Origin of the sequence: Aeromonas sp. R6-1 (genome assembly GCF_040908165.1) — a bacterium.
Lineage (GTDB): Bacteria > Pseudomonadota > Gammaproteobacteria > Enterobacterales > Aeromonadaceae > Aeromonas > Aeromonas caviae.
This window is the reverse complement of record NZ_JBFODF010000003.1, coordinates 86,533-109,779: the sequence shown is the minus strand read 5'-3', so window position 1 is coordinate 109,779 and position 23,247 is coordinate 86,533. Positions and strand designations below refer to the sequence as shown.

The following is a 23,247-nucleotide window of genomic DNA, read 5'->3' as shown; positions in this document are numbered from 1 at the left end:
CATGGAGCGTTTCTCCATGACTTCATCCTAGGGCTGTTCGACCTGCGGTTCAGTGAGCGACTGGTGACGGTTTGTATCCAAATGTACGGGCAGGGTCAGGCAGAAACGGGCACCGCTGCGGCTTGGCAGCAGTTGCACCTCGCCGCCGTGGTGGTGGGCGATGCTGCGCACGATGGCCAGCCCCAGCCCGGCGCCGCCGGTGCGTCTGTCCCGGCTCTGATCCAGGCGCACGAAGGGCTCGAAGATTTGCGGGGCCAGCGCGGGATCGATGCCGGGGCCATCGTCGGCCACCTCCAGCAGATAGTCGTCCCCCTGTCGCGCTATACAGAGGCTTGCCTGGCTGGTGGCATGGCGCAGGGCGTTGCCGATGAGGTTCTCCAGCGCCCGGTCCAGCAATCGGGTGTCGCCGCGCCAGGGCAGAGCCATGGCCGGTCGCACGAAGTCGAGCCGCTTGTCCGGTCGCAGGGCCTGCCAGTCGGCCAGGCGGCTGCCGGCCCAGCTGCCGAGCTCCAGATCGCTGCATTGCAGCGGCAGTTCGGGGCGATCGAGCCTGGCATAGGTGAGCATCTCCTCGATGAGGGCATCGAGGGCGCCGAGGTCCCGCTCCAATCCCTGCTGCTCCTCGGGTGAGGGAGGCTCGGCCAGCATGGCGAGGCGATAGCGCAGCCGCACCAGGGGGGAGCGCAGCTCGTGGGCGATGGCGTCGGTCAACTGCTTGCGACTGGCCAGCATGGCCTGCAACTGCTCCGCCATCTGGTCGAAGGTACGGCCGACCCGGCCCAGGCTGCTCCCGGGAGGCAAACCGGTGCGACAGGAGAGATCCCCATCGCCGACCCGGCGGGCGGTCTGTTCGAGCTGTTGCAGGCCGCGCCAGTGGGGGCGCAGCCAGAGCAGGATGGGCAGGCCGAGGGAAAGGCCGATGAGCAGCAGCAGCCCCACGTCCACCCAGTGCAGCTCGTGCAGGTAGGAGAGGTAGGGGACGGGGCCGACGATCAGCACCTTGTCGGTGTTCGGGATGCGCTGCAGGAAGGTGTCATCCTCCTCGACGATGACGATGTTGCCCGCCTCGAGGAAGGCCTGATCCTCGCTGGCCAGGGGCTGGTTGGCGAGGACGCCGATCTGCAGCGGCAGATTGAGCTGGCGGCTCTGCTCGCCGGTGCGGGTGGCCCAGTGTTCCGGCGGCAGCCGGGCCAGCTCGCCAGTGAGCAGGCCGAGGGAGCCCTGCATCATCCGCTCCAGATAACGGTCCCCCGCCCGCTCTGCGCTGACCTGATAGACCAGCCCGATGAGCAGAATGGCGAGGGTGAAGCAGCCTATCAGCAGCAGATAGAACTGGATAAACAGGCGTCGCATCGGGGCTCTCCTCTTGTCTGGATTGCGTCTGGGCATTGCCTTGTTGCCCCTCATCCCCAACCCTTCTCCCGCAAGGGGAGAAGGCTGAGAGCATCAAGGTCATTCGGCGGGGCTTATTCCCAGGCCTGGGGCACCAGCAGGTAACCTTTCTGGCGCACCGTCTTGATCCAGATCGAGTTGTTGCTGTCATTCCCTGGCTTCTGGTGTGCAGGCGTGTGAGACACCAGCTCATTCCCAAGCCTGGGGTACGAGTAGATAACCCTTCTGGCGCACCGTCTTGATGCGGGTCGGGTTGTTGCTGTCATCCCCGAGCCGGCGGCGCAGACGGGAGATGGCCACGTCCATGCTGCGATCCTGGCCGTCGTAGTCGCGCCCCCGCAGGCTGCGAAACAGCGCCTCCCGCCCCAGGATCTGGCCCGCGTGGCAGGCCAGCTCCCACAGGAGGTCGAAATCGGCGGTGGAGAGGGGAATGCTCTCTCCATCGAGGCGCACGTCCCGACCCGGGCCGTCTATCTGGAGGCGGCCGAACTGCAGGCGCTGGGGCGGGGCGGCGGGGACCACGGCCTGCTGGCTCTGCCCCTGCTGGCGGAATTGGACTCGTAGCCGGGCCAGCAGCACCGGGGGGGGCGTGGTCTTGAGGATGTAGTCGTTGGCCCCCAGCTCCAGGCTCAGGATCTGGTTCATGTCGCTGTCGAGCGAGGTGAGCATGACGATGGGGCCGGCAAAGCGCGGGCGCAGATCCCGGCACAGGGAGAGGCCATCCTGCCCCGGCAGCATGATGTCGAGCAGCACCAGATCCGGCTGCTCGGCCAGGGCCCTGTCGAGTGCCCGGTCACCCCGGGTCTCCAGCATCACCTCGATGTCGTGGCGACCGAGCCAGCTGCTGATGAGCTGGCCTATCTCGGGATCGTCTTCAACAAACAGAACGCGTGGCATGGTGGCGTGATTCCCCGGTCATGGCGTGAGTGGGCGTGTCGCCAGCATAACGGCTGCGTCCGCGCTCTGCACCGGGATAACTAATCAATGCGGGGGTTTTTGCCCCTTCTCCCGGGGGAGAAGGGGGGACAGGATGAATCGGTTGGTATCGGGCCGCCCCACTTGTCCCGTGGCGGGTCGGGGCGGCGCGATGAGGCAGGATCCGTGCCCTTCAGTGGCCATAGCGGCTCCGGCTGCCATGGAGCAGCCGGGGAACCGGCCGGATCAGCCGCCCTTGCGCTTCAGGTACACCCCGGCTTCCATGTGGTGGGTCCAGGGGAACTGGTCGAACAGGGCGAAGCGGGCGATCTCGTGGGTTTCACCGAGCACCGCCATGTTGGCCTGCAGGGTCTCTGGGTTGCAGGAGATGTAGAGGATGTTGTCGTAATCCTGCACCAGCTTGACGGTGGCGTCGTCCAGACCGGCCCGGGGCGGGTCGACGAAGATGGTGTTGCACTGGTAGGCGCGAAGATCGACCCCCTTGAGGCGGTTGAACTCCCGCTCGCCGCGCATCGCCATGGTGAACTCCTCCGCCGACATGCGCAGGATGATCAGGTTGTCGACACCGTTGGCGGCGATGTTGAACTGGGCGGAGTCCACGCTCGGCTTGGCGATCTCGGTGGCTAGCACCTTGCGAAAGTTCTGCGCCAGGGCGATGGAGAAGTTGCCGTTGCCGCAGTAGAGCTCCAGCAGGTCCCCCTCGCTCCCCTTGGTCACGTCCAGGGCCCAGCCCAGCATCTGTTCGTTGATGGCGGCGTTGGGCTGGGTGAAGCTGTTTTCCACCTGCTTGTAGACCAGCTCGCGCCCCTGCACGGTCAGGCGTTCGATGACGAAGTCATCCCCCAGGCAGATCTTCTGCTTGTGGGCGCGGCCAATCAGTTGCAGCTCGAACCCCTTGGCACGCAGGTCGGCCTGCAGCGCCTCGGCGGCCTGCTGCCACTCGGCTTCCAGCTTGCGGTGGTAGAGCAGGCTGACGCAGATCTGGCCGGACTGGGTGGAGAGGTAGTCGATCTGGAACAGCTTCTTGCGCAGCACGGGGTGCGGGCGCAGCCCGGCCAGCAGCACCGGCATCAGCCGGTTGATGAGCAGGCTGGCGGTGGGGAAGCTGTCGACCCGGATGATCTCCTTGGTGGCCGGAGCATACATGCAGTGGTACAGGTCGTCCCCCTCGTGCCAGATGCGGAACTCGGCGCGCATCCGGTAGTGCTCGGCGGGGGAGGCGTGCAGCTCCAGCGCAGGCGGATTGAAGGGGGCGAACAGCTGGGTGAGGCGATCGCGCTTCTCGTCGAGCTGGGCCTGGTAGTCGGCAGGAGTCCGTCTGCCCTGGGCGTCGGCGGAAGAGGGCTGGGATTGAGTCATGGATACCTCGCATGCACCGGGCTGAGCCGGGGAAAGACCGGGGGAAGGCCGCAGCCAACCAAAGGGTGGGGATTTTAAAAGGCCGTTGCGGATTGTCCAAGTTTTTTGTGGTCAAGAAGTGGCCAGTCGGGCCGATAACCGATCCACCACTATAGGCGGGAGAGTAATGATGCAAATTGATGGCATGGGCACAGCCCAACCCAAGGGAGTGGGCATTGCTCCCAAATCGCCTCAACAGACGGAGTCGAAAACGGCGGACAAGGGGGATGAGGTCTCCCTGAACAAGCCCCCGAAATGGGCCCAGGTGCTGATCCAGCAGGCGCTGCAATTTGCGCTGGAGATCAACGGCCAGGGCTACAAGGCACCCAAGGTGCAGGAGCCCCAGGAGATCACTCCGGAGACCCTGTTCGATTTCCAGTCGGTGGCGGACAACGTGTTGCAGTTCGTCACCGGGCGGATAGGCGCGGCCCGTGCCGACGGCAAGTCCGACGACGACCTGACCAAGATGATGGAGCAGGCCCGCAAGGGGGTGGACAAGGGCTTCGGTGACGCCAGGAAGCTGCTCGGTGACTGGGCGGACAACGAGGACATCAAGACCGGCATGGATCAGAGCTACAAGCTGATCCAGAAGGGGCTCGACGAGTTCGAGAAGGAGTTCTTCGGCAAGGTGTCGACCACGGATCTGGGGGATGCCAGAATGGCCAGCCGCCAGCAGGCCCTCCTCGAGATCGAGACCCGGGACGGGGACAAGGTGATGCTGCGCTTCAGCGACAGCTGGCAGTTCAAGTCCCAGAGCGACGGGGGTGGCAGCCAGTTCAGCCTCAAGTCGAGCCAGAGCTTCGACTTCTCCCTGGAGGGGGATCTCGACAGTGCCGAGATGGATGCCATCGGCACCCTGGTCAAGGGGCTGGACGAGCTGGCCGGGCAGTTCTTCAAGGGGGGCGACGGCAAGACCCTGGCGGACGGGCTGAACGGGCTGCAACTGGATGACAGCCAGCTGGTCTCCTACTCCCTCAAGCTCAAGCAATCGGCCAAGTTGAGTCAGACCTACCAGGGGGCCAGTTCCCTGCAGGAGAGCCTCAAGCCCCTGGCGGACTACCTGCCGAGGCTCAGCCGGTTGCAGCAGCAGGCCGACGCCCTGTTGCCCCCTTCCCAGCAGGAGGCGCTGACGCCCACCGTGCTGGCGGCGCGGGGTCAGGACGGGGCGACCCAGGGGGCAGGCTTCATGGGCTTCAACCAGCGGATGCTGGAAGCCATGAGGCTGCTCGGCCAGCAGATGGCGACCGGCTAGTCTGGCGACGCCCCCGTGATGCTGGCGGGGGCGGGGTGTTTGCCAGCCCGTCCCCGGGCTGGCACACTGCCCTTTTCCCCAGCCCGGCGATGCCATGAACCCCAAGAAGCCAAGAGACAAGCGCGAGCTCTGCTACCCCTTCATCTTCGAAACCCAGTTCCAGTGCGACTACGAGATCGCCACCGACGAGCTCTGCTGCCAGGTGGGGGCCGTGCTCTCTCATCTGATGCCGGATGAGGATACCCAGCCCGTGATGGCGGATCTGGCGACCCTGCAGCGGCTCATCTACAACCTCAACGGCTCGGTGCGGGGACGGCTCGGCATCTTCGAGGAGGATCTGGACTGGCTGAAGGGACGGTACGATCACTACAACGAGGCGAGTCGCGGCCGGGTGACCGGCTTCGTGCTGCCCCAGGGGCCCCAGCCCATTCCCACCCTGCACCTGTGCCGCTGTGGCAGCAAGAAGGTGGTGCGTCTGCTGGTACGCCTGGAAGAGAGCGGCGTGCGCTTCGATCCCATCCTCTATCGCTTCGCCAATCTGCTGGCCAACTTCTTCTTCGTGCTCACCGTCTACCTCAAGCAGGCGTGGGATGTGACCGAAGTCCCCTATGTCAGCATCAACTACTGATGAAGAGATGATGTTTGATGCATTCGTCGCATCACACATGGCGGCGTAGGGTTATCGGATCGAAAAACAGCGATGAGGCAGCATCCGCCACTTCGGGGGATGCAGGCATAAAAAAACCGGCGCCCCGAGCGCCGGTTTTCTATTGCCGCTATCCCTAGCTCGACAGCAGTACCCTGGCCGAGTTGGCCGGGATGGTGAGCTGCACCTCCCCCTGCACCACCTCGAACTTGTCGCCGTTGAAGGCGTCGGTGAAGCGGCTGGCGGGGCTGGCGGTCTGCCACAGGGGCAGGCTGATGGTGCGCGGCTCCGTGGGGTGGCGGTTGCAGGCGACCACCACCTGATCACTTTGCAGGGTACGGGCGAACACATAGCTGTGAGGGCCGGCGTAGAGGGTCTGGATGTCTCCCCGCCGCAGGGCCGGGCGCTGGCGGCGCAGCTGGATCAGGCGGCGATAGTGGTCGTGCAGCACGTGATCCCAGTCGGTGGTATCCCAGGGGAAGCAGCGGCGGCAGTCCGGGTCGTTGCCGCCGGAGAGCCCCACCTCGTCGCCGTAGTAGATGGAGGGCACGCCGATGTAGGTGATGAGCAGGGTGGCGGCGAGTCGCATCCGCTGCTTGTCTTCCCCCAGCAGATGCAGGAAGCGGGCGGTGTCGTGGCTGTCCAGCAGGTTGAACTGGGCCAGCTGGTTCTTGAACGGAATATGGGCCCGCGCCAGCTTGAGCCAGTGATCCAGCTCGGTGGCGCTGATCTTGATGGGATGATAGGCGATGTCCTGCCCCGCCAGGAAGGCGCGGATGGGGTGGGCGAAGCCGTAGTAGTTCATGGCGCCGTCCTCCTGATCCCCCTGCAGCCACTGGCTCGCTTCGAAGAAGTGCTCGCCCAGCACGTAGGCGTCCGGATTCTCCTGCTTCACCGCGCCGCGAATGGCGCGCACATGGCCGCGATTGCCCTCGGCAGTGCCCCGCTCCCCCAGCATGTGGATGACGTCAAAGCGCCAGCCATCGATCTGGTAGGGGGCGCGCATCCAGTAGCGCAGAATGGCGTTGTCTGCCCGATAAACGGCGTCCTGCACCTGTTCACTTGAGAAATCCAGCTTGGGAAGGCTGCGGATCCCTTTCCAGCTAACATAATCCCCTTCCTGATCGAAGGTGTAGAAGCTGCGCCAGGGGGAGTCTGGGTTGCTCTGGGCGCCCAGCGGCGGGCAGAACCAGGGGTGCTCGGTGGAGGTGTGGTTGACCACCGCATCCAGGATGATCCTCATGCCGCGCTGGTGCAGGTTGCGGGTCAGCTCGGCAAACTGGGCATTGGTACCGAGGTGCGCATCCACCTTGAAGTAGTCCTGGGTGTCGTACTTGTGGTTGCTCGGCGAATCGAAGATGGGGTTGAGGTAGAGCGCCGTCACCCCCAGGGATTGCAGGTAGTGCAGCTTGGCGTCGATGCCCGCCAGATCCCCGCCGTAGAATTCACAGGCGCCGTGCCCCTCTTCGTGGCGGCTGACCGGCTCGCCCCAGGCCTTGCTGATGACCGCCTTGCCCCTGTACTCGTACTCGTGATGCTTGACGCTCAGCGACGGGTCGCCGTTGCAGAAGCGGTCGGGGAAGATCTGGTAGAACACCTGATCCTGCACCCAGGCCGGGGGCTGGTGATGGCTGTTGAAGCGGAAATGCTGCTCCCGCGGCGGCATGGCGGCGCTGACGCCTGCCCCGTGCAGCCACCACTGCTCCTCGTCGGTGAGGCACTTGAAGCAGTAGAGGTGGATCTCCTGCCCCCTGGCCAGCGGCAGTTCGACCTGCCAGACCTGAAGCCTGTCCCGGGTGGCGACCGGCGTCATGGCGACCAGATACTCCTCGTTGTCCGGCTCGTGGCGCAGCCACACCTCGCGGATGGGGGCGTCCAGCTCGCTGAACAGGGTGAGCTGCAGGGTGTCGGCACTCTCTTTGAACCAGGGTGCCGCCTGGGGGTGAAACAGGAAGGGATGGGTCATGGTATCTACTGTGTCAGAGGGGCTCAGGAATGGGGGATGGGCGCAGGCCATCTTATCCCGTCCATGGGCGTGTGTATGTGACGACCGGCCAGAATGAGACGGTGCTTCCGGCTTGGCTGGGCGGTCTGCCGTGACGCTATTGGGTCAGCAAATCGGCCAGGGCATTGCTTTGTTCGTGCAGCTGTTCGAGCTGATCCGCCAGAATGAGACGGGGATCCGGCTCCTGCTGATCGGCCGTTGTACATCTACTGGGTCAGCAAATCGGCCAGGGCGTTGCCCTGTTCGTGCAGCTGCTCCAGCTGATCCGCCAGGCTGGCGGGATCCAGCCCCAGCTGGTCAGCCAGGGTTCTGGGGAAACGGGCGATGATGGCCTGTGCCGGTACGCCGGCCTGCCAGGCGAAGGAGACGAAGACGGCGAGCCGGATGAGCACGGCCTCCTTGCTGACCGGATCGTGGGAGAGGGGGTCGAGCTGCTGGGCGATGGCATCCACGAAGGCGGGCGACAGGTTCCAGCGCCGCGCCAGCTCTGCGCCGAGCTGGGCATAGTCGTAACCCAGCATCTCCCGCTGGGCATCGACCCGGCTGCTGCCTTTCTCGATGGCCAGATTGATGAGCCCCGCCTCTTCCGGCAGGGTGCTCTGGATCAGCAGCTCGCCAATGTTGTGAATGAGGGCGCAGGTGAAGGCGGTTTCGGGATCCACCGAGGTGGTCTGCTGTGCCAGGGTGCGGGCAATGGTGGCGACCTGGAAGGTCTGGGTCCAGAAGTGGAGCTTGTCAAAGCCGGGGGGGGCCTTGAAGCTGCTGATGATGCCGGAGGCGACCACCACGGAGCGCAGGCGGTTGAAACCGAGGCGGATCACCGCCTGTTCGATGGAGGTGATTTCATTGCCACGGCGCAGGGCGGCGGAGTTGGCCATCCGCAGTACCTTGACGCTGATCACCTGGTCCATGGCGATCTTGGCCGCGATCTCGTCGATGCGGGCATTCTCGTCGTTGAAACTCTGCATCAGCTCGTGCAGCAGTTTCGGAATTGTGGGCAGTTGCTTGATCTTGCCAAACAGGCGATCCATCGACATGGCTGAGGCAGCCTCCATTGCTAACAATGCCTCATATTGTGCCACAGCCTGGCCAGTTGTTCCTGCTGGCGAGCGGTTTTGTGAGCCCTAGTACACCCAGTCTTGCAGTCTGTATTCCAAACGGTGCCGTTTTCCCTGGAGGATCAGGGTCTGGGTGGAACCGCTCAGTGTTGCCCCCTCCGTCAGGGTGGCGAGCACGGCCTGCTCTATCAGATCGAGTTCGGGGGGGCAGGCCATGGCGGTGCTGCCGAGGCTGGTGACCCAGAGCTTGTTCCCCTTGAGGTGACCCTGGCCGAAGTAGCGGTTGCAACCGGCGATGCCGTTGACGGTGAAGTGTTCACCGATCTCGATGTCGGGGGGATTGCTGCGGCGGCTGGCGATGGCCTGGCCATCCAGCCGATCGAGCACCCAGTGATGGTGTTGCAGATCTTGCGAGGCAAAGCGGGGAGCACTGCTGCAGGCGCTGAGCAGAAGCAGGGCGAGCAGCAGTAGCAGGTATCTGGGCATTGAAGGGGCTCCGGTGGTGGGTATGACAAGCATACCCGTCCCCGGGCCCGGGCGGCAGGGCGAGGGGGGAGGAGCCCGACCGCTTCTGTCGCCCCGGGGGAAGAGGGGGTGTCGGCAAATGGCAACACCCGCCCCGAGCGAACCTGTCTACCGGTTGCCCATGGCTCCCCTGGCCGTCTCAGTCCGCAAACAGGCGCTCGGCATAGCGGGCGAGGCCCGAGGCCACCGAACCGAAGTCATCACCCCCCTCCAGCGGTACCTTGGGCAGTTTCTGCTGGATGAAGGCCTTGATGAGGGGGGAGCGGGCACTGCCGCCGGTGACGAAGACCCGGTCAGGCTGCACGCCTGCCGCCAGGATAGCCTCGTCCATCAGCTCGCCAATCTTCTCCAGCAAGGGGGCGGAAGCACTGGCCAGCTGGGGGCGGGTGAGTGCCGCCTCCAGCCCTTTTTCCAGCTCGTTCAGGGTCTGGTGATTGTGCTCGTGGTCGGAGAGGGCGATCTTGCCCTGCTCGGCGCGCCACACCAGTTGATGGCTCAGCTTGTGAGCCCGCAGGCTGGCGAGGCGCGGGAGCTTGCTGCCCGGCTGGCTGTCGAGCTGGAGATCCTGCAACTGGCGGGCGGTATCCAGGCTGTAGAAACGGCTCTGGGCACTGACGTCATTGATGGCGGCGGCGTCCCAGAACAGGGGATGGGGCAGCGGCTTGCCGGTCTTGAGGGTCTCGTGCATGCCGAGCAGCGGCATCATGCCCTCCACGGTCAGGCGGATGTCGAAGTCGTTGCCCCCGATGCGCTGGCCGCTGTGACCGAGCAGATCGCCGCTGCGATCCAGCTGGTCACGGTGGCTCGGGCCCATGCGCAGCACGGAGCAGTCGGTGGTCCCGCCCCCGATGTCCACCACCAGCACAACCGCATCCTCGGTGAGGCGCGCTTCGAACTCGAAGCCGGCGGCCACCGGCTCATAGAGGAACTCCACCCGCTCGAACCCGGCGAGGCGTGCCGCCTCCCTCAGGATGGCGATGGCCTGGCGGTTGCTCTCTTCCCCCGCCAGTCCCTGGAAGTTGACCGGTCGGCCGATCACCGCCTGGCGGATGGTGCTGCCCGTCTGCTGCTCCGCCTCCCGGCGCACGTGCAGCATCATGGCGCAGACGATGTCCTCGAACAGGGCGATCTGGGGAGCCTTGAGGCCATAGGCCCCGAGAAAGGATTTGGGGGACTTGATGTAGTAGCCCTCGTCCGGCTCTTCCAGATAGCGCGCCAGCGCCGCACCGCCGAAGCTCAGCTCGTCGATGAGTCCCTCTTCGCGCATTTGGCGGCGCACCGCCTGGGCCCGGGTCACCACGGGACCGCGCAGCTTGAGGTATTCGCTCTGCTGGACGGGGGCCAGGCCTTCGGCCAGGAGGCCGGCGATGGCGTCCCGGTGGGGGGCGTGCAGGGTGGAGGGAAGGTAATGGGAACCGGAGAGGGTCAGCAGCCTGGGGCTGCCCTGTTCCATCACGGCGACGGCACAGTTGGAGGTACCGTAATCAAATCCGATGAACATGCTGGCCAGACTCCTGTACAAAAAAGGGCTGGTAGCCTACCCGATGCCGCCGGGTCTCACAACCCGGCGGCGGGATCAATGGCGTGGCGACAACGTCTCAGGGATCACTCCACTTCGTTGTCAGAGCGGCCCTGGCTCTCGATGGCCTGGATGTTGCTGAGGGTGGTGTCGGCGATGGCGTGCAGCGCCTCCCGGGTCAGGAAGGCCTGGTGACCGGTGAACAGCACGTTGTGGCAGGCAGACAGGCGGCGGAAGACGTCGTCGGTGATCACCTCGTTGGACTTGTCCTCGAAGAAGAGGTCTTCCTCCTCCTCGTAGACGTCCAGCCCCAGGGCGCCGATGCGGGAGGTCTTGAGGGCCTCGATGGCGGCGTTGGAGTCGAGCAGGCCGCCCCGGCTGGTGTTGATGATCATCACCCCGTCCTTCATCTTGGCGAAGGCCTCCTTGTTCAGCAGGTGATAGTTCTCCTTGAACAGGGGGCAGTGCAGGCTGATGACATCGGACTGACGGAATAGGGTGTCGAGATCCACGTACTCGGCGCCCAGATCGATGGCCGCCTGGTTCGGATAGGGATCGCTCACCAGCAGGCGCATGCCGAACCCCTTGAGGATGCGCAAGGTGGCGATGCCGATCTTGCCGGTGCCTATGATGCCGGCGGTACGGCCATGCATGTTGAAGCCCACCAGCCCCTCCAGGGAGAAGTTGGCGTCCCGGGTGCGCTGATACGCCTTATGGATGCGTCGGTTGAGGGTCATCATCAGGCCCACCGCATGTTCGGCAACGGCCTCGGGGGAGTAGGCAGGCACCCGCACCACCTTGAGTCCCAGCTCCTTGGCGGCGGCCAGATCCACGTTGTTGTAACCGGCGCAGCGCAGGGCGATGACCCTGGTGCCGTACTGCGCCAGCTCGGTCAGCACTTCGCGGTCGGCATCATCGTTGACGAACAGGCAGACCACGGGGAAGCCGTGGGCGAGACGGGCCGTCTTGGCCTCCAGCCGCACGTCGAAGAACTCCAGATCGAAACCGTACTGGCCGTTGGCCTGGTGGAAATGTTCCTTGTCGTAGCTCTTGGTACTGAAAACGGCGACTCTCATGGTGCGCTCTCCGTAGATAATGATGTGGTTAAATTACAACAAATAGTGACCGTCATCACGGGATAAGTGGTGCTGTTTCAACCCCAGGGCATGATGGGGACGGCACTGACCGCACTCTTGTACGAACCATCCACCAACTTGGTGCTGTAAGTCAGATAGACAAGGGCATTGCGCTTCTCGTCGTAAAAACGCACCACCTTCTGCTCCTTGAACACCAGCGAGGTGCTGACATCAAACACCTCTTCCCCCGCCTTCAGCCTGGCGGGCAGGGTGATGGGGCCGATCTGGTGGCAGGAGAGGGAGGCGTGGGAGGGATCTTCCGCCAGCCCAAGGCCACCCTTGACGCCGCCGGTCTTGGGGCGGGCCAGATAGCAGGCGACACCGGCGATTTTCGGGTCGTCGAACGCCTCCACCAGGATCTTGTGGTTGGGGCCGAGCAGCTTGAAAGCGGTGCTCACCTCGCCGACGGGATCGGCCTTGTCGGCCAGCACCGGGCCGGCCATCAGTGCCCCCAGCAGCAGGGGCAGGGGGCGAGCAAGGGTCTGAAGATGTCTCATGGTCTCTCCTGTTGGCCTCCCTCAGAAAGGGATGCCCAAACGACGATAGAGGCTGGCCAGCACCCAGGCGGGGCCTACCAGCAGAAATTGCAGGTCGGTGAGAAAGGAGGGGCGTTTCCCCTCGATATGGTGACCGACGAACTGGGCTATCCAGAACAGCACGAACCCGATGAGGGCAGGCCACAGCAGCGGCCCCTGCCAGACGTGGCAGAAGGCCAGTCCCAGGGCGGTCAGGGCCGTCATCCCCGTAAAGATCGTCAACGACAGCCGCAGGTAGAAGACCAGCACCGGGATGGCCGCCAGCCCCGCCCAGTTGAAGGACGCTGGCAGGGGACCGGCGGGCAGGCACCAGAGCAGTGCCAGGATGCAGAGGTAGATGCCTGGCACCGCCACCTTGTGGATGGTCACATTGACGGGGTGTTGATGGCTCTGGCCATAGTCGCGAAACCAGTCATCCAGTCGTTTCATGGCACCTCCCTGGTGCGCGTATTGAGGCCGGGCGACCTCGCGTTCCTGTGCGTCTGCCCACCGGATGGGATGAGCCGCGGCTGATCACGCTCCCGGCGGCGGATATTCCCAATGCCGGGATACCGTGTCCGTTCATGCTCCCGGCGGCGGATATTCCCAATGCCGGGATACCGTGTCCGTTCATGCTCGCAGCGGTGGATATTCTCAACGCCGGATATCGTGTCCGTTTACTCCTGCGACGGTGGATATTCCCAATATTGGGCCGGAATGCTTTTGAGCAAGGGGGTCATGTCGGGATTGGGCAGGGCGATGGTGACTCTCTGCTCCAGATTGGCGCTGGCCAGGGCCTCGCGGATCTTGGGGTTCTCCCGAAAGAACGCCATGAAGCTGCCGTCGGCATAGGCACGCTCGAGGCCGGTCTGGATCGCCTTGGCCAGCTTCGGCGACTCCGGGCTGACGAAGAAGAACTCGGCGAAGGGGTAGCGGATCAGCAGGTGCTGATCGATCACCAGGTTGGGATATTGTGCCGCCAGCTCGCTGCGTTCGGCGAAGATTTCCACCAGGCCACGGGGGAAGAAGTCCAGCTTGTCGCCGTCATTCATCAGGCGAAACAGGTTGCTGTAGCGCCCGGCATAGGTGGGAATGCCTGCCAGTTCCAGGATCTTGTTGTCGGCCCAGCCCACCCCCTGTGCTGCTTTCAGTTTCTTGAGGTCTGCCAGGGTGTTGATCTGGTTGAACCGCTCCTGGGCATCGGCGTGGATGAAGGAGAGGCGCAGCCCTTCCAGGCCACGAAACAGCGGGATTGGTACTGCGGTGAGGGAGGATTCCAGCGCGCTGGAGGTACCCATCCAGAACACATTGATGACCTTGCCCTTGGCAAGCGCCTGCTGGAGGCTGTACTGGTTGAGATTGAGGTCGACCCGCTCCAGCTTGTAGGGCTGCCCGGCGTGGTTGAGCGCCAGTTCCAGCAGCTTGAGCTGGTATTCGTTGTCGAGATCGTTGATCGGTCGGCTGGGGACCTTGACGGTGAGCGTCTGTGCTTGTGCCAGCAATGGCAGGCACAAGCACAGCCTGATGAGCCATTTCACGCTTTGATCTCCTGTAGGATCCGGGACTTGCCCGGAGTCTAACAGAAGTTGTCACGCTCTTGCTGTGAAAGGGGCCGGGGATCACCCGGCCGCGTCATCTTCGGGCATGGCCTGCCCTGTGCCCGGCTCGTACCGATGCCGGGCTTGTTCGCCGCATCAGGCGACGCGACGGAACACGTGAGTGTCGTTGAATTCCTTGGTGCTCTGGCATTCAACACAGAAGCGGGATTCGGGACGGGCCTGCAGCCGCTTGAGAGAGATCTCGTCGCCACAGGATTCGCAATAGCCGAAATCCCCTTCATTGATCCGCTTCAACGCCCCTTTCAGCTTGCGCAGGTGCAACTTGTCGTGCTCGATGCGGTTCAGCTCCAGGCGACGGGCCTCCTCGACACTGGCACGGTCAATTTCATCCGCCATCTCGTTGGTATCGGTGGCGATAGCCTGGCTGGCCTGGGAGTTGAGACGTTCTTCGAGCTCAAGGATTTGTCGCTCGATCTGGCCTTTGTAGAAGGTCAGTTGGTCTTCTGTCATGAAATCACACATACGGTTTGCTACCAGTCAGTTTCCCAATGTTACCCATTGATGGGGGCTGTCTGTCGTCAGACCAAGCCCTTGTATCCCGTTTTGCACCAAATCCATGCAGGAGAGTGCAAATCAGGGCGGGCCTTGTACCAAAAAAATGCAGACATGCAAAGGAAATTGGATAAGGAGTGTGCGCCCTTGCAAAGAAATGGGCCTTCTCCGACAGGGTCTGACTGAGTATCGAACGAGATCCCGCCGCCGTTGGCATCGAGCTTGCAATGGGCTGATCGTGACACAAAGTGTTTAGTATTTGGTGCCGCGCTGGTCATTATACAGGCCGTTGTTTATAGTTTTTTAAACACCGCTGCTTGACAAAGGCCTTTATCACGGGCTTTTATGGTGTGGTCGATTACATTTTCTTAACAAGGGTGTTCCTTATATTAGACACCCTTGACAATGGCAACCGTAAAGTCGGGGTTTAACATGGACAGTATCAAGGGCTGGATGGAGAGCAATCGCATCACGGAAGTGGAGTGCCTGTTTCCGGATTTCACCGGCAATGCCCGAGGCAAGATCATTCCAGCCAACAAGTTTCTGCGCGAGGGGGGCATGCGGCTGCCCGAGGTCATCTTCACCCAGACGGTGACCGGCGAGTACCCGGATGACGACAGCATGATAGACCCGCTGGAGCGGGACATGCAGCTCTATCCCGATCCCAACACCATTCGTTTCGTACCCTGGGCGCTGGAGCCCACCGCCCAGGTGATCCACGACTGCTTTGACGTCAACGGCAAGCTCATCGACATCGCTCCCCGCTCCGTGCTGCGCCGGGTTCTGTCATTCTACGAGAAGCAGGGCTGGAAGCCGGTGGTGGCGCCGGAGCTGGAGTTCTACCTGGTGACCCGCAACGAAGATCCCGACTATCCGCTGGTACCGCCGGTGGGCCGCAACGGCCGCCCGGAAACGGCCCGCCAGTCGTTCAGCATCGATGCGGTGAACGAATTCGACCCCATCTTCGAGGACATGTACGACTACTGCGAGGCCCAGGAGCTTGAGGTGGACACCCTGATCCACGAATCCGGCGCCGCCCAGATGGAGATCAACTTCCTGCACGGGGATGCCATCGATCTCGCCGACCAGGTGTTTCTGTTCAAGCGCACCATGCGCGAGGCCGCCCATCGCCACGGCATCTATGCCACCTTCATGGCCAAGCCCATGAGCAACGAACCGGGTTCCGCCATGCACATCCACCAGAGCCTGGAAGACATGGATGGCAACAACCTGTTTGGTACCAGCGAAGGGGGCAACTCCGATCTGTTCATGCATTTCATCGCCGGCCTGCAGAAATACACCCCGGCAGTGACCGCTCTGCTGGCGCCGAACGTCAACTCCTACCGCCGCCTCACCTTTGGCGAGAGTGCGCCGCGCAACGTGCAGTGGGGAGTGGAAAACCGCACCTGCGGCCTGCGGGTCCCCTTCTCCGAACCGAGCGCACGTCGGGTCGAGAACCGCTTCGCCGGGGCCGATGCCAATCCGTATCTGGCTCTGGCCGCCACCCTGGCCTGCGGCTACCTCGGCATGCTGGGGAAGCTCGAACCCATGCAGGAGATGAAGGCGAGTGCCTATGACCTGCCCTACAGCCTGCCCCGCTCGCTGGAGGAATCGCTGAGCCACCTGGAGCAGTGTGAACCCATCAAGGACATGCTGGGGGAGCGTTTCATCCGCGCCTTCGTGGCCGTCAAACGCAAGGAGTACGAGACCTATTTCGGCGTGATCAGCCGCTGGGAACGGGAATTCCTGCTGCTGAACGTCTGATCTGTCCCCGGGGGAGGCGAGGTCTCTCCCCGTCATATCGCAAGCAAGGGGCCGAAGGCCCGTCTCGCGGCGGCGCCCGCGACCCGGAAGGCACCGAGTAAAGGTGAGGCCCGCTCCCGCAATGGAGAGGGGCGTCACCTGCAATCAACTGGCGACGATGTTCGCCCCATGGAAAGGCATCGAGCAGGCAAGAGAGTGCCAGCCCCGTGAATGGCAGTGACCGGGCAGGCCATCCGAGCCCTCATGAATGGCGACAAGATTCGCCGAATCGAAGGAACCGAGGAGCAAGCAATGCAGCACACCACCCGTGAGTGGCAGCAACTGGAAGCCAGCCATCATCTGCATCCGTTTACCGATTTTCAGGCCCTGAACAAGAAGGGCAGTCGCATCATCACCAAGGCCGAAGGCGTCTATCTGGAAGACTCCGAAGGCAAGCGCATTCTGGACGGGATGGCGGGTCTGTGGTGCGTCAACATGGGCTACGGCCGTCAGGAGCTGGTGGATGCCGCCACTCGCCAGATGCAGCAACTGCCCTACTACAACCTCTTCTTCCAGACCAGCCACCCCCCTGCTGCCGAGCTGGCCACCCTACTGGCCGAGATCACCCCTTCCCACCTCAACCACGTCTTCTTCACCGGCTCGGGTTCCGAGTGCAACGACACCGTGCTGCGCATGGTGCGCCACTACTGGGCCAGCAAGGGACAACCTGACAAGCAGGTGATCATCAGCCGCCACAATGCCTATCACGGCTCCACCGTGGCGGGGGCCAGTCTGGGCGGCATGAAGGGGATGCACGCCCAGGGCGGCTTGCCCATTCCCGGCATAGTACACATCGACCAGCCCTATCACTTCGGTGAGGGAGAGGGCATGAGCGCCCACGAGTTCGGTCTGGCCCGGGCCCGCCAGCTGGAAGAGAAGATCCTGGCACTGGGGGTGGACAAGGTAGCCGCCTTCATCGGCGAGCCTATCCAGGGTGCGGGGGGGGTCATCATTCCGCCCGAGAGCTACTGGCCCGAGATCCAGCGCATCTGCGACCACTACGGCATCCTGCTCATCGCCGACGAGGTGATCTGCGGCTTTGGCCGCACCGGCCACTGGTTTGCCAGTGAAGGTTTTGGCATCAAACCGGACCTCATGTGCCTGGCCAAGGGCATTACCTCCGGCTATCTGCCGATGGGCGCCGTGATGGTGGGGGACAGGGTAGCCAGGGTGCTGGTGGAAGAGGGGGGGGAGTTCAACCATGGCTTCACCTATTCCGGCCATCCTGTCGCCTGCGCCGTGGCCATTGCCAACATCCAGCTTATGCAAAGGGAGAGCATAGTTAAGCGAGTTCATGATAGTATCGGCCCCTATTTGCAGCGCCGCTGGGCTGAGCTGGCGGACCATCCGCTGGTGGGGGAAACCCGTGGAAAAGGCCTGGTCGCCGCGCTGGAAATAGTGCAGGACAAGCAGACGAAACGTCGCTTCCCGGCCGAGCTCCATGCCGGGATGACCTGTCGGGAGTTCTGTTTTAACAATGGCTTGGTGATGAGGGCTGTCGGCGATACCATGATCATATCGCCCCCCTTGGTGATCACCGAGGAACAGGTGGATGAATTGGTCAAACTGGCCAGGCTCAGTCTGGACCTGACGGCTGCAAAGCTGCGGGAATAGGCGGGAACCGGGCAGGTTGGCTTACGCATACAATTTGCTTAGGAGACAAGGACTATGTCTTTTAAAAAGGGAATGATGGCTGCTTCCGTGGCGCTGGTCATGATGAGTACCGGGGCGATGGCCGACGAGAAGGTGCTGCACGTCTACAACTGGAGCGACTATATCGCGCCGGATACGCTGGAAAACTTCCAGAAGGAGACGGGCATCAAGGTGGTCTACGACGTGTTCGACAGCAACGAAGTGCTGGAAGCCAAGTTGCTGGCAGGCAAGTCGGGCTATGACATCGTCGTACCGTCCAACCCCTTCCTGGCCAAGCAGATCAAGGCAGGTGTCTTCCAGAAGCTGGACAAGTCCAAACTCTCCAACTGGCAGAACCTGGACGTCGACCTGCTCAAGGCGCTCGAACCGAGCGATCCGGGCAACCAATACTCCATCCCTTACCTGTGGGGCACCATCGGCTATGCCTACAACGCCGAGAAGGTGAAGGCCGTGCTGGGGGCCGATGCCCCGGTGGACTCCTGGGATCTGGTGTTCAAGCCGGAGAACATGGCCAAGCTGAAGGAGTGCGGTGTCTCCTTCCTCGACTCGCCGACCGAAATGCTGCCGGCCGCCCTGCAATACCTGGGCTTCAAGCCGGACAGCCAGAAGCCGGACGAGCTGAAGAAGGCAGAGGAGCTGTTCCTCTCCATCCGTCCCTATACCGCCTATTTCCACTCCTCCAAGTACATTTCGGATCTGGCCAACGGCAACCTGTGCGTGGCAGTGGGTTACTCCGGTGACCTGCAGCAGTCCAAGGCGCGTGCCGCCGAGGCCAAGAACGGTGTCAGCCTGACTTACACCATTCCGAAAGAGGGGGCAGGCAGCTTCTTCGACATGATCGCCATCCCGGCGGATGCCAAGAACGTCGAGGCGGCCCACACCTTCATCAATTACCTGATGAAGCCGGACGTGATCGCGAACATCACCAACGTGGTGCAGTTCCCGAACGGCAACAAGGCGGCCACGCCGCTGGTGGACGAGGCGATCCGTACCGACCCGGGTATCTACCCGACGCCGGATACCCTCAAGAAGATCTACACCTTCCCGGATCTGCCGGCCAAGGTGCAGCGTCTGATGACCCGCAGCTGGACCAAGATCAAGTCAGGCAAGTAAGAGTGACGAGTACCCCTCCCGGTCCGCAGTTCGGCCGGGAGGGTGGTGACCACCCGACAGGTTGGACGGCGCGTATGGATGCGCGACTGGCAAAATCACACAAATGAGGACTGATAAGTGCACATGACCAAGATGGCAACGCTGGCCCTGACCCTGGGGTTTGCAAATCTGACCCAGGCAGCCCCTGTGGTTCATTTTTACAACTGGTCCGATTATATCGGCGAGACCACCCTCAGTGACTTTCAGCAGAAGACCGGGATCAAGACCGTCTACGACGTGTTTGACTCCAACGAGACGCTGGAAGGCAAGCTGCTGACCGGACGCACCGGCTACGATCTGGTCGTGCCCTCCAACAATTTCCTGGCCAAGCAGATCAAGGCGGGGGCCTTCCAGAAGCTGGACCTCACCCTGCTGCCAAACCTGAGCAACCTGGATCCCTTGCTGCTCAAGCAGCTCGAGAAGGTGGATCCGGGCCATCAGTACGCCGTGCCCTACCTCTGGGGCACCAACGGCATCGGTTACAACGTCGACAAGATCAAGGAAGTACTGGGTGTCGACAAGATTGACTCCTGGGCGACCATTTTCGAGCCGGAAAACATGAAGAAGCTCTCCCATTGCGGCGTAGCCTTCCTCGATTCGGCGGATGAGATGATCCCGGCTGCCCTCAACTACCTGGGGCTTAACCCCAACAGCCATGAGCCGGCGGACATCAAGCGGGCCGAAGAGCAGCTGCTCAAGGTGCGCCCCTATGTGGCCTACTTCCACTCCTCCAAGTACATTGGTGACCTCGCCAACGGCAACATCTGCGTGGCGGCCGGGTTCTCCGGCGACATCCTGCAGGCGGCGTCCCGGGCCGAGGAGGCGGGCAAGGGGATCAAGATTGCCTACAGCATCCCCAAGGAGGGTGGCAATCTCTGGTTCGACATGATGGCGATCCCGGCCGATGCCACCAACGTGAAAGAGGCTCACGCCCTGATCAACTACATTCTCGAACCGCAGGTCATCGCCAAGGTGAGCGACTATGTGGGTTACGCGAACCCGAACATCAAGGCGGGAGAGTTCATGGACAAGGCCGTGCGCGAGGACGAGTCAGTCTATCCCCCCCAGGCGGTGCTTGAGCGTCTGTATGTGCAGGAAGCACATCCCCGCTCAGTGCAGCGCCTGATCACCCGGAGTTGGACCAAGATCAAATCCGGAACCTAACCTTGGCGCCCATCCCGGGGCGCCAGATTGTATTGATGGATCGGCCCAGGCCGGAATCACCTTTGGGAGTTTGGTAATGGCGATAGCCTCCAGTGCCTACAAGAAAGCCCTCGAGGGCAGCCAGCAGCGTAAAGAAGTGCTGGTCAAAATAGACAGGGTAAGCAAGCAGTTCGACGAAACGCTGGCGGTCGACAACGTGTCTCTCAACATCCACAAGGGCGAGATCTTCGCCCTGCTGGGTGGGTCCGGCTCCGGCAAGTCCACCTTGCTGCGGATGCTGGCCGGGTTCGAGCGACCCACGGAAGGACGGCTGTTCCTCGACGGCGTCGACATTACCGACATGCCGCCCTATGAACGCCCCATCAACATGATGTTCCAGTCCTACGCCCTGTTCCCCCACATGACGGTGGCCCAGAACATCGCCTTCGGCCTCAAGCAGGATGGCCTGCCCAAGGCGGAGATCGATGCCCGGGTGGAAGAGATGCTCAAGCTGGTGCAGATGACCCAGTACGCCCGCCGCAAGCCGCACCAGCTCTCCGGTGGTCAGCGTCAGCGGGTGGCCCTGGCCCGTTCCCTGGCCAAGCGTCCCAAGCTGCTGTTGCTGGACGAGCCCATGGGGGCGCTGGACAAGAAGCTGCGCTCCACCATGCAGCTCGAGCTGGTCGAGATCATCGAGCGGGTCGGCGTGACCTGCGTCATGGTGACCCACGATCAGGAAGAAGCCATGACCATGGCCGAGCGGATCGCCATCATGCACCTCGGTTGCATCGAGCAGATCGGCAGCCCGATGGACATCTACGAAACCCCGGCCAGCCGGCTGGTGTGCGAGTTCATCGGCAACGTCAACCTGTTTGACGGCCTGCTGGTGGAGGATGAGCAGGACCACGCCATCATCGCCTGTGCGGATCTGGAGCAGCCCATCTATGTGGGTCACGGCATCAGCTCCCGGGCGGAGAACAAGAAGGTCACCTATGCCCTGCGTCCGGAAAAACTGCTGATGAGCCTGCAAAAGCCGGAAGAGATCGAGCATCCGGACTTCAACTGGACCAAGGGCGAGGTTTATGACATCGCCTATCTGGGCGGCCATTCCGTGTATCACATCCAGTTGCCCTCGGGCAAAATCGTTCAGGCTTTCATCGCCAATGCCGAACGCCACGGCAAACGGCCGACCTGGGATGACCAGGTGTTCCTCTACTGGGAAGATGACAGCGGCGTGGTGCTGCAATCATGAAGGCATTGAGACGACTCAAACAGGTGGGAGGGCGGCAGCTGGTCATCGGCATCCCCTTCTTCTGGCTGTTCCTCTTCTTCCTGCTGCCCTTCATCATCGTCGTGAAGATCAGCTTCGCCGAAGCGGACGTGGCCATCCCGCCCTACACGGACGTGGTGAGCTGGGCAGACAATCAGCTCACCATACTGCTCAACCTGGGCAACTACCTGCTGCTGCAGGAGGATGAGCTCTACATCGCGGCTTATCTGGGGTCCCTCAAGATAGCCCTGGTCAGCACCCTGCTCTGCCTGCTGATCGGCTATCCCATGGCTTACGCCATTTCGCGGGCCAACAAGGAGACCCAGACCGTTCTGCTGCTGCTCATCATGATGCCGACCTGGACGGCGATCCTGATCCGGGTATACGCCTGGATGGGGATCCTCAGCAACAACGGCCTGCTCAACAGTGTCCTGCTAGGCATCGGGGTGATCGACGAACCGCTGCAGATCCTCAATACCAACCTGGCGGTCTATATCGGCATCGTTTACTCCTACCTGCCGTTCATGGTGCTGCCGCTCTACGCCAACCTGGTCAAGCACGACCAGAGCCTGCTGGAGGCGGCCTCCGATCTGGGTGCCCGCAACCTGACCCGGTTCTGGCAGATCACGGTGCCACTCTCCAAGAACGGCATCATCGCCGGTTGCATGCTGGTCTTCATCCCGGTGGTGGGCGAGTTCGTCATCCCCGAGATGCTGGGTGGTCCGGAGACCCTGATGATCGGCAAGGTGTTGTGGCAGGAGTTCTTCAACAACCGTGACTGGCCGGTGGCCTCCGCCCTGGCGGTGGTGATGCTGGCGGTGCTGATCATTCCCATCATCCTGTTCAACCGCAACCAGGCCAAAGAGCTGGAGGGCAAGGCATGAGACGTTTCGGTTTTGCCAAGCTGATGCTGTGGCTGGGTCTGCTGTTCATCTACCTGCCCATGATCATCATGGTCATCTACTCCTTCAACGCCTCCAAGCTGGTGACGGTGTGGGGAGGCTGGTCGCTCAAGTGGTACTTCGGCCTGCTCGACAACAAACAGTTGATCGGGTCCGTGTTCCGCTCCCTGGAGATCGCCTTCTACACCGCCATCGCGGCGGTGGCGCTGGGGACGGTGGCGGCCTTCGTGCTGACCCGGATCCCTCACTTCCGTGGCCGGACCCTGTTCGGCGGCATGGTGACGGCGCCGCTGGTGATGCCCGAGGTGATCACCGGTCTTTCCCTGCTGCTGCTGTTCGTGGCCATGGCCCAGCTGGTGGGTTGGCCCGCAGAGCGGGGCATGCTGACCATCTGGATAGCACATACCACCTTCTGTACCGCCTATGTGGCGATCGTGGTGTCGGCGCGGCTGCGGGAGCTGGATCTCTCCATCGAGGAGGCGGCCATGGACCTGGGAGCCAAGCCCTGGAAGGTGTTCTTCCTGATCACCATCCCGATGATCGCCCCGTCGCTGGCGGCGGGCGGCATGATGTCGTTTGCCCTGTCGCTGGATGATCTGGTGCTGGCGAGCTTCGTCTCCGGCCCGGGTTCGACCACCTTGCCGATGGAAGTGTTCTCGGCGGTGCGTCTCGGCGTGAAGCCCGAGATCAACGCCATCGCGAGTCTGATCCTGCTGTCGGTATCCCTGTTCACCTTCGGTAGCTGGTATCTGATGGCCCGGGCGGAGAAACGCCGTCGCGCCGAGATCGCCATGACCACCCAGATGCAGGCAGTTGCCTGACCTGCCCCGT

At 62.6% G+C, this 23,247-nt stretch carries 21 protein-coding genes and 1 pseudogene; 9 read left to right on the top strand and 13 right to left on the bottom strand.

Features of this window, described 5'->3' with window-relative positions; translation table 11 throughout:
- Positions 1-27: 27 nt before the first annotated feature.
- The 4 genes and pseudogenes from rstB to trmA all read right to left on the bottom strand — a co-directional run bounded on the left by rstB (position 28) and on the right by trmA (position 3,687).
- Complete coding sequence (gene rstB / locus AB5Y68_RS00825; RefSeq protein WP_010676074.1) at positions 28-1,353, bottom strand: two-component system sensor histidine kinase RstB; 1,326 nt, start codon at positions 1,351-1,353, stop codon at positions 28-30.
- A gap of 113 nt (positions 1,354-1,466) precedes the next feature.
- Positions 1,467-1,556, bottom strand: a pseudogene (locus tag AB5Y68_RS00820) (two-component system response regulator RstA); the annotation flags it as partial.
- Positions 1,557-1,581: 25 nt separating this feature from the next.
- A complete protein-coding gene (gene rstA, locus AB5Y68_RS00815) occupies positions 1,582-2,289 on the bottom strand; it encodes a two-component system response regulator RstA (RefSeq protein WP_039039674.1) in 708 nt (235 codons plus the stop codon).
- Positions 2,290-2,553: 264 nt separating this feature from the next.
- Positions 2,554-3,687, bottom strand: a complete 1,134-nt coding sequence (gene trmA, locus AB5Y68_RS00810) for a tRNA (uridine(54)-C5)-methyltransferase TrmA (RefSeq protein ID WP_039039673.1) — start codon at positions 3,685-3,687, stop codon at positions 2,554-2,556.
- A gap of 169 nt (positions 3,688-3,856) precedes the next feature.
- On the opposite strand from trmA, the gene AB5Y68_RS00805 reads away from it, so the two are divergent.
- Complete coding sequence (locus tag AB5Y68_RS00805) at positions 3,857-4,978, top strand: DUF5610 domain-containing protein (RefSeq protein WP_202044785.1); 1,122 nt, start codon at positions 3,857-3,859, stop codon at positions 4,976-4,978.
- Between the two features lie 94 nt (positions 4,979-5,072).
- The gene (locus tag AB5Y68_RS00800) at positions 5,073-5,606 is read left to right on the top strand and encodes an ATP--cob(I)alamin adenosyltransferase (RefSeq protein WP_039039671.1); all 534 of its coding nucleotides are present in this window, start codon (positions 5,073-5,075) and stop codon (positions 5,604-5,606) included.
- Positions 5,607-5,760: 154 nt separating this feature from the next.
- Here AB5Y68_RS00800 and malZ read toward each other — a convergent pair whose 3' ends face one another.
- The 9 genes from malZ to AB5Y68_RS00755 form a co-directional block, all read right to left on the bottom strand.
- On the bottom strand, positions 5,761-7,590 hold the full coding sequence (gene malZ / locus AB5Y68_RS00795) for a maltodextrin glucosidase (protein ID WP_029314873.1): 1,830 nt from the start codon (positions 7,588-7,590) through the stop codon (positions 5,761-5,763).
- Positions 7,591-7,835: 245 nt separating this feature from the next.
- Positions 7,836-8,684, bottom strand: coding sequence for an HDOD domain-containing protein (locus tag AB5Y68_RS00790; protein ID WP_039039670.1), 849 nt, complete (start codon positions 8,682-8,684; stop codon positions 7,836-7,838).
- 69 nt (positions 8,685-8,753) lie between these two features.
- On the bottom strand, positions 8,754-9,173 hold the full coding sequence (locus tag AB5Y68_RS00785) for an META domain-containing protein (RefSeq protein WP_010676067.1): 420 nt from the start codon (positions 9,171-9,173) through the stop codon (positions 8,754-8,756).
- Between the two features lie 178 nt (positions 9,174-9,351).
- Entirely contained in the window at positions 9,352-10,713 is a 1,362-nt protein-coding gene (yegD, locus tag AB5Y68_RS00780) for a molecular chaperone (RefSeq protein WP_039039669.1), read from the bottom strand.
- 104 nt (positions 10,714-10,817) lie between these two features.
- Positions 10,818-11,807: a 2-hydroxyacid dehydrogenase gene (locus AB5Y68_RS00775; protein WP_039039668.1), complete on the bottom strand. Its 990-nt coding sequence runs from the start codon at positions 11,805-11,807 to the stop codon at positions 10,818-10,820.
- Positions 11,808-11,884: 77 nt separating this feature from the next.
- The gene (locus tag AB5Y68_RS00770; RefSeq protein WP_039039667.1) at positions 11,885-12,364 is read right to left on the bottom strand and encodes a CreA family protein; all 480 of its coding nucleotides are present in this window, start codon (positions 12,362-12,364) and stop codon (positions 11,885-11,887) included.
- 21 nt (positions 12,365-12,385) lie between these two features.
- The gene (locus AB5Y68_RS00765; RefSeq protein WP_368206881.1) at positions 12,386-12,832 is read right to left on the bottom strand and encodes a DUF962 domain-containing protein; all 447 of its coding nucleotides are present in this window, start codon (positions 12,830-12,832) and stop codon (positions 12,386-12,388) included.
- 227 nt (positions 12,833-13,059) lie between these two features.
- Positions 13,060-13,920, bottom strand: coding sequence for a hypothetical protein (locus AB5Y68_RS00760; protein WP_010676062.1), 861 nt, complete (start codon positions 13,918-13,920; stop codon positions 13,060-13,062).
- Between the two features lie 156 nt (positions 13,921-14,076).
- A complete protein-coding gene (locus tag AB5Y68_RS00755) occupies positions 14,077-14,463 on the bottom strand; it encodes a TraR/DksA C4-type zinc finger protein (protein WP_010676061.1) in 387 nt (128 codons plus the stop codon).
- A 462-nt stretch (positions 14,464-14,925) separates the two neighbouring features.
- On the opposite strand from AB5Y68_RS00755, the gene AB5Y68_RS00750 reads away from it, so the two are divergent.
- The 7 genes from AB5Y68_RS00750 (at position 14,926) to AB5Y68_RS00720 (ending at position 23,237) form a co-directional block, all read left to right on the top strand.
- Positions 14,926-16,257: a glutamine synthetase family protein gene (locus AB5Y68_RS00750; protein ID WP_039039665.1), complete on the top strand. Its 1,332-nt coding sequence runs from the start codon at positions 14,926-14,928 to the stop codon at positions 16,255-16,257.
- A 291-nt stretch (positions 16,258-16,548) separates the two neighbouring features.
- A complete protein-coding gene (locus tag AB5Y68_RS00745) occupies positions 16,549-17,910 on the top strand; it encodes an aspartate aminotransferase family protein (protein WP_039039664.1) in 1,362 nt (453 codons plus the stop codon).
- Positions 17,911-17,964: 54 nt separating this feature from the next.
- On the top strand, positions 17,965-19,062 hold the full coding sequence (locus AB5Y68_RS00740; protein WP_039039663.1) for a polyamine ABC transporter substrate-binding protein: 1,098 nt from the start codon (positions 17,965-17,967) through the stop codon (positions 19,060-19,062).
- A 117-nt stretch (positions 19,063-19,179) separates the two neighbouring features.
- A complete protein-coding gene (locus tag AB5Y68_RS00735; RefSeq protein ID WP_029314871.1) occupies positions 19,180-20,265 on the top strand; it encodes a polyamine ABC transporter substrate-binding protein in 1,086 nt (361 codons plus the stop codon).
- 76 nt (positions 20,266-20,341) lie between these two features.
- Complete coding sequence (gene potA / locus AB5Y68_RS00730; protein ID WP_010676056.1) at positions 20,342-21,496, top strand: polyamine ABC transporter ATP-binding protein; 1,155 nt, start codon at positions 20,342-20,344, stop codon at positions 21,494-21,496.
- Complete coding sequence (locus tag AB5Y68_RS00725) at positions 21,493-22,398, top strand: ABC transporter permease subunit (RefSeq protein WP_010676055.1); 906 nt, start codon at positions 21,493-21,495, stop codon at positions 22,396-22,398. Before potA ends, AB5Y68_RS00725 begins: the two co-directional genes overlap by 4 nt.
- Positions 22,395-23,237, top strand: coding sequence for an ABC transporter permease subunit (locus tag AB5Y68_RS00720; protein WP_010676054.1), 843 nt, complete (start codon positions 22,395-22,397; stop codon positions 23,235-23,237). The genes AB5Y68_RS00725 and AB5Y68_RS00720 overlap by 4 nt, the downstream gene beginning before the upstream one ends.
- Positions 23,238-23,247 lie beyond the last annotated feature (10 nt).

Bases quoted from the DNA above. Each gene is read 5' to 3' on its own strand.
- rstB (WP_010676074.1), bottom strand. From the start codon at position 1,353: ATGCGACGCCTGTTTATCCAGTTCTATCTGCTGCTGATAGGCTGCTTC.
- rstA (WP_039039674.1), bottom strand. From the start codon at position 2,289: ATGCCACGCGTTCTGTTTGTTGAAGACGATCCCGAGATAGGCCAGCTC.
- trmA (WP_039039673.1), bottom strand. From the start codon at position 3,687: ATGACTCAATCCCAGCCCTCTTCCGCCGACGCCCAGGGCAGACGGACT.
- AB5Y68_RS00805 (WP_202044785.1), top strand. From the start codon at position 3,857: ATGCAAATTGATGGCATGGGCACAGCCCAACCCAAGGGAGTGGGCATT.
- AB5Y68_RS00800 (WP_039039671.1), top strand. From the start codon at position 5,073: ATGAACCCCAAGAAGCCAAGAGACAAGCGCGAGCTCTGCTACCCCTTC.
- malZ (WP_029314873.1), bottom strand. From the start codon at position 7,590: ATGACCCATCCCTTCCTGTTTCACCCCCAGGCGGCACCCTGGTTCAAA.
- AB5Y68_RS00790 (WP_039039670.1), bottom strand. From the start codon at position 8,684: ATGGAGGCTGCCTCAGCCATGTCGATGGATCGCCTGTTTGGCAAGATC.
- AB5Y68_RS00785 (WP_010676067.1), bottom strand. From the start codon at position 9,173: ATGCCCAGATACCTGCTACTGCTGCTCGCCCTGCTTCTGCTCAGCGCC.
- yegD (WP_039039669.1), bottom strand. From the start codon at position 10,713: ATGTTCATCGGATTTGATTACGGTACCTCCAACTGTGCCGTCGCCGTG.
- AB5Y68_RS00775 (WP_039039668.1), bottom strand. From the start codon at position 11,807: ATGAGAGTCGCCGTTTTCAGTACCAAGAGCTACGACAAGGAACATTTC.
- AB5Y68_RS00770 (WP_039039667.1), bottom strand. From the start codon at position 12,364: ATGAGACATCTTCAGACCCTTGCTCGCCCCCTGCCCCTGCTGCTGGGG.
- AB5Y68_RS00765 (WP_368206881.1), bottom strand. From the start codon at position 12,832: ATGAAACGACTGGATGACTGGTTTCGCGACTATGGCCAGAGCCATCAA.
- AB5Y68_RS00755 (WP_010676061.1), bottom strand. From the start codon at position 14,463: ATGTGTGATTTCATGACAGAAGACCAACTGACCTTCTACAAAGGCCAG.
- AB5Y68_RS00750 (WP_039039665.1), top strand. From the start codon at position 14,926: ATGGACAGTATCAAGGGCTGGATGGAGAGCAATCGCATCACGGAAGTG.
- AB5Y68_RS00745 (WP_039039664.1), top strand. From the start codon at position 16,549: ATGCAGCACACCACCCGTGAGTGGCAGCAACTGGAAGCCAGCCATCAT.
- AB5Y68_RS00740 (WP_039039663.1), top strand. From the start codon at position 17,965: ATGTCTTTTAAAAAGGGAATGATGGCTGCTTCCGTGGCGCTGGTCATG.
- potA (WP_010676056.1), top strand. From the start codon at position 20,342: ATGGCGATAGCCTCCAGTGCCTACAAGAAAGCCCTCGAGGGCAGCCAG.
- AB5Y68_RS00725 (WP_010676055.1), top strand. From the start codon at position 21,493: ATGAAGGCATTGAGACGACTCAAACAGGTGGGAGGGCGGCAGCTGGTC.
- AB5Y68_RS00720 (WP_010676054.1), top strand. From the start codon at position 22,395: ATGAGACGTTTCGGTTTTGCCAAGCTGATGCTGTGGCTGGGTCTGCTG.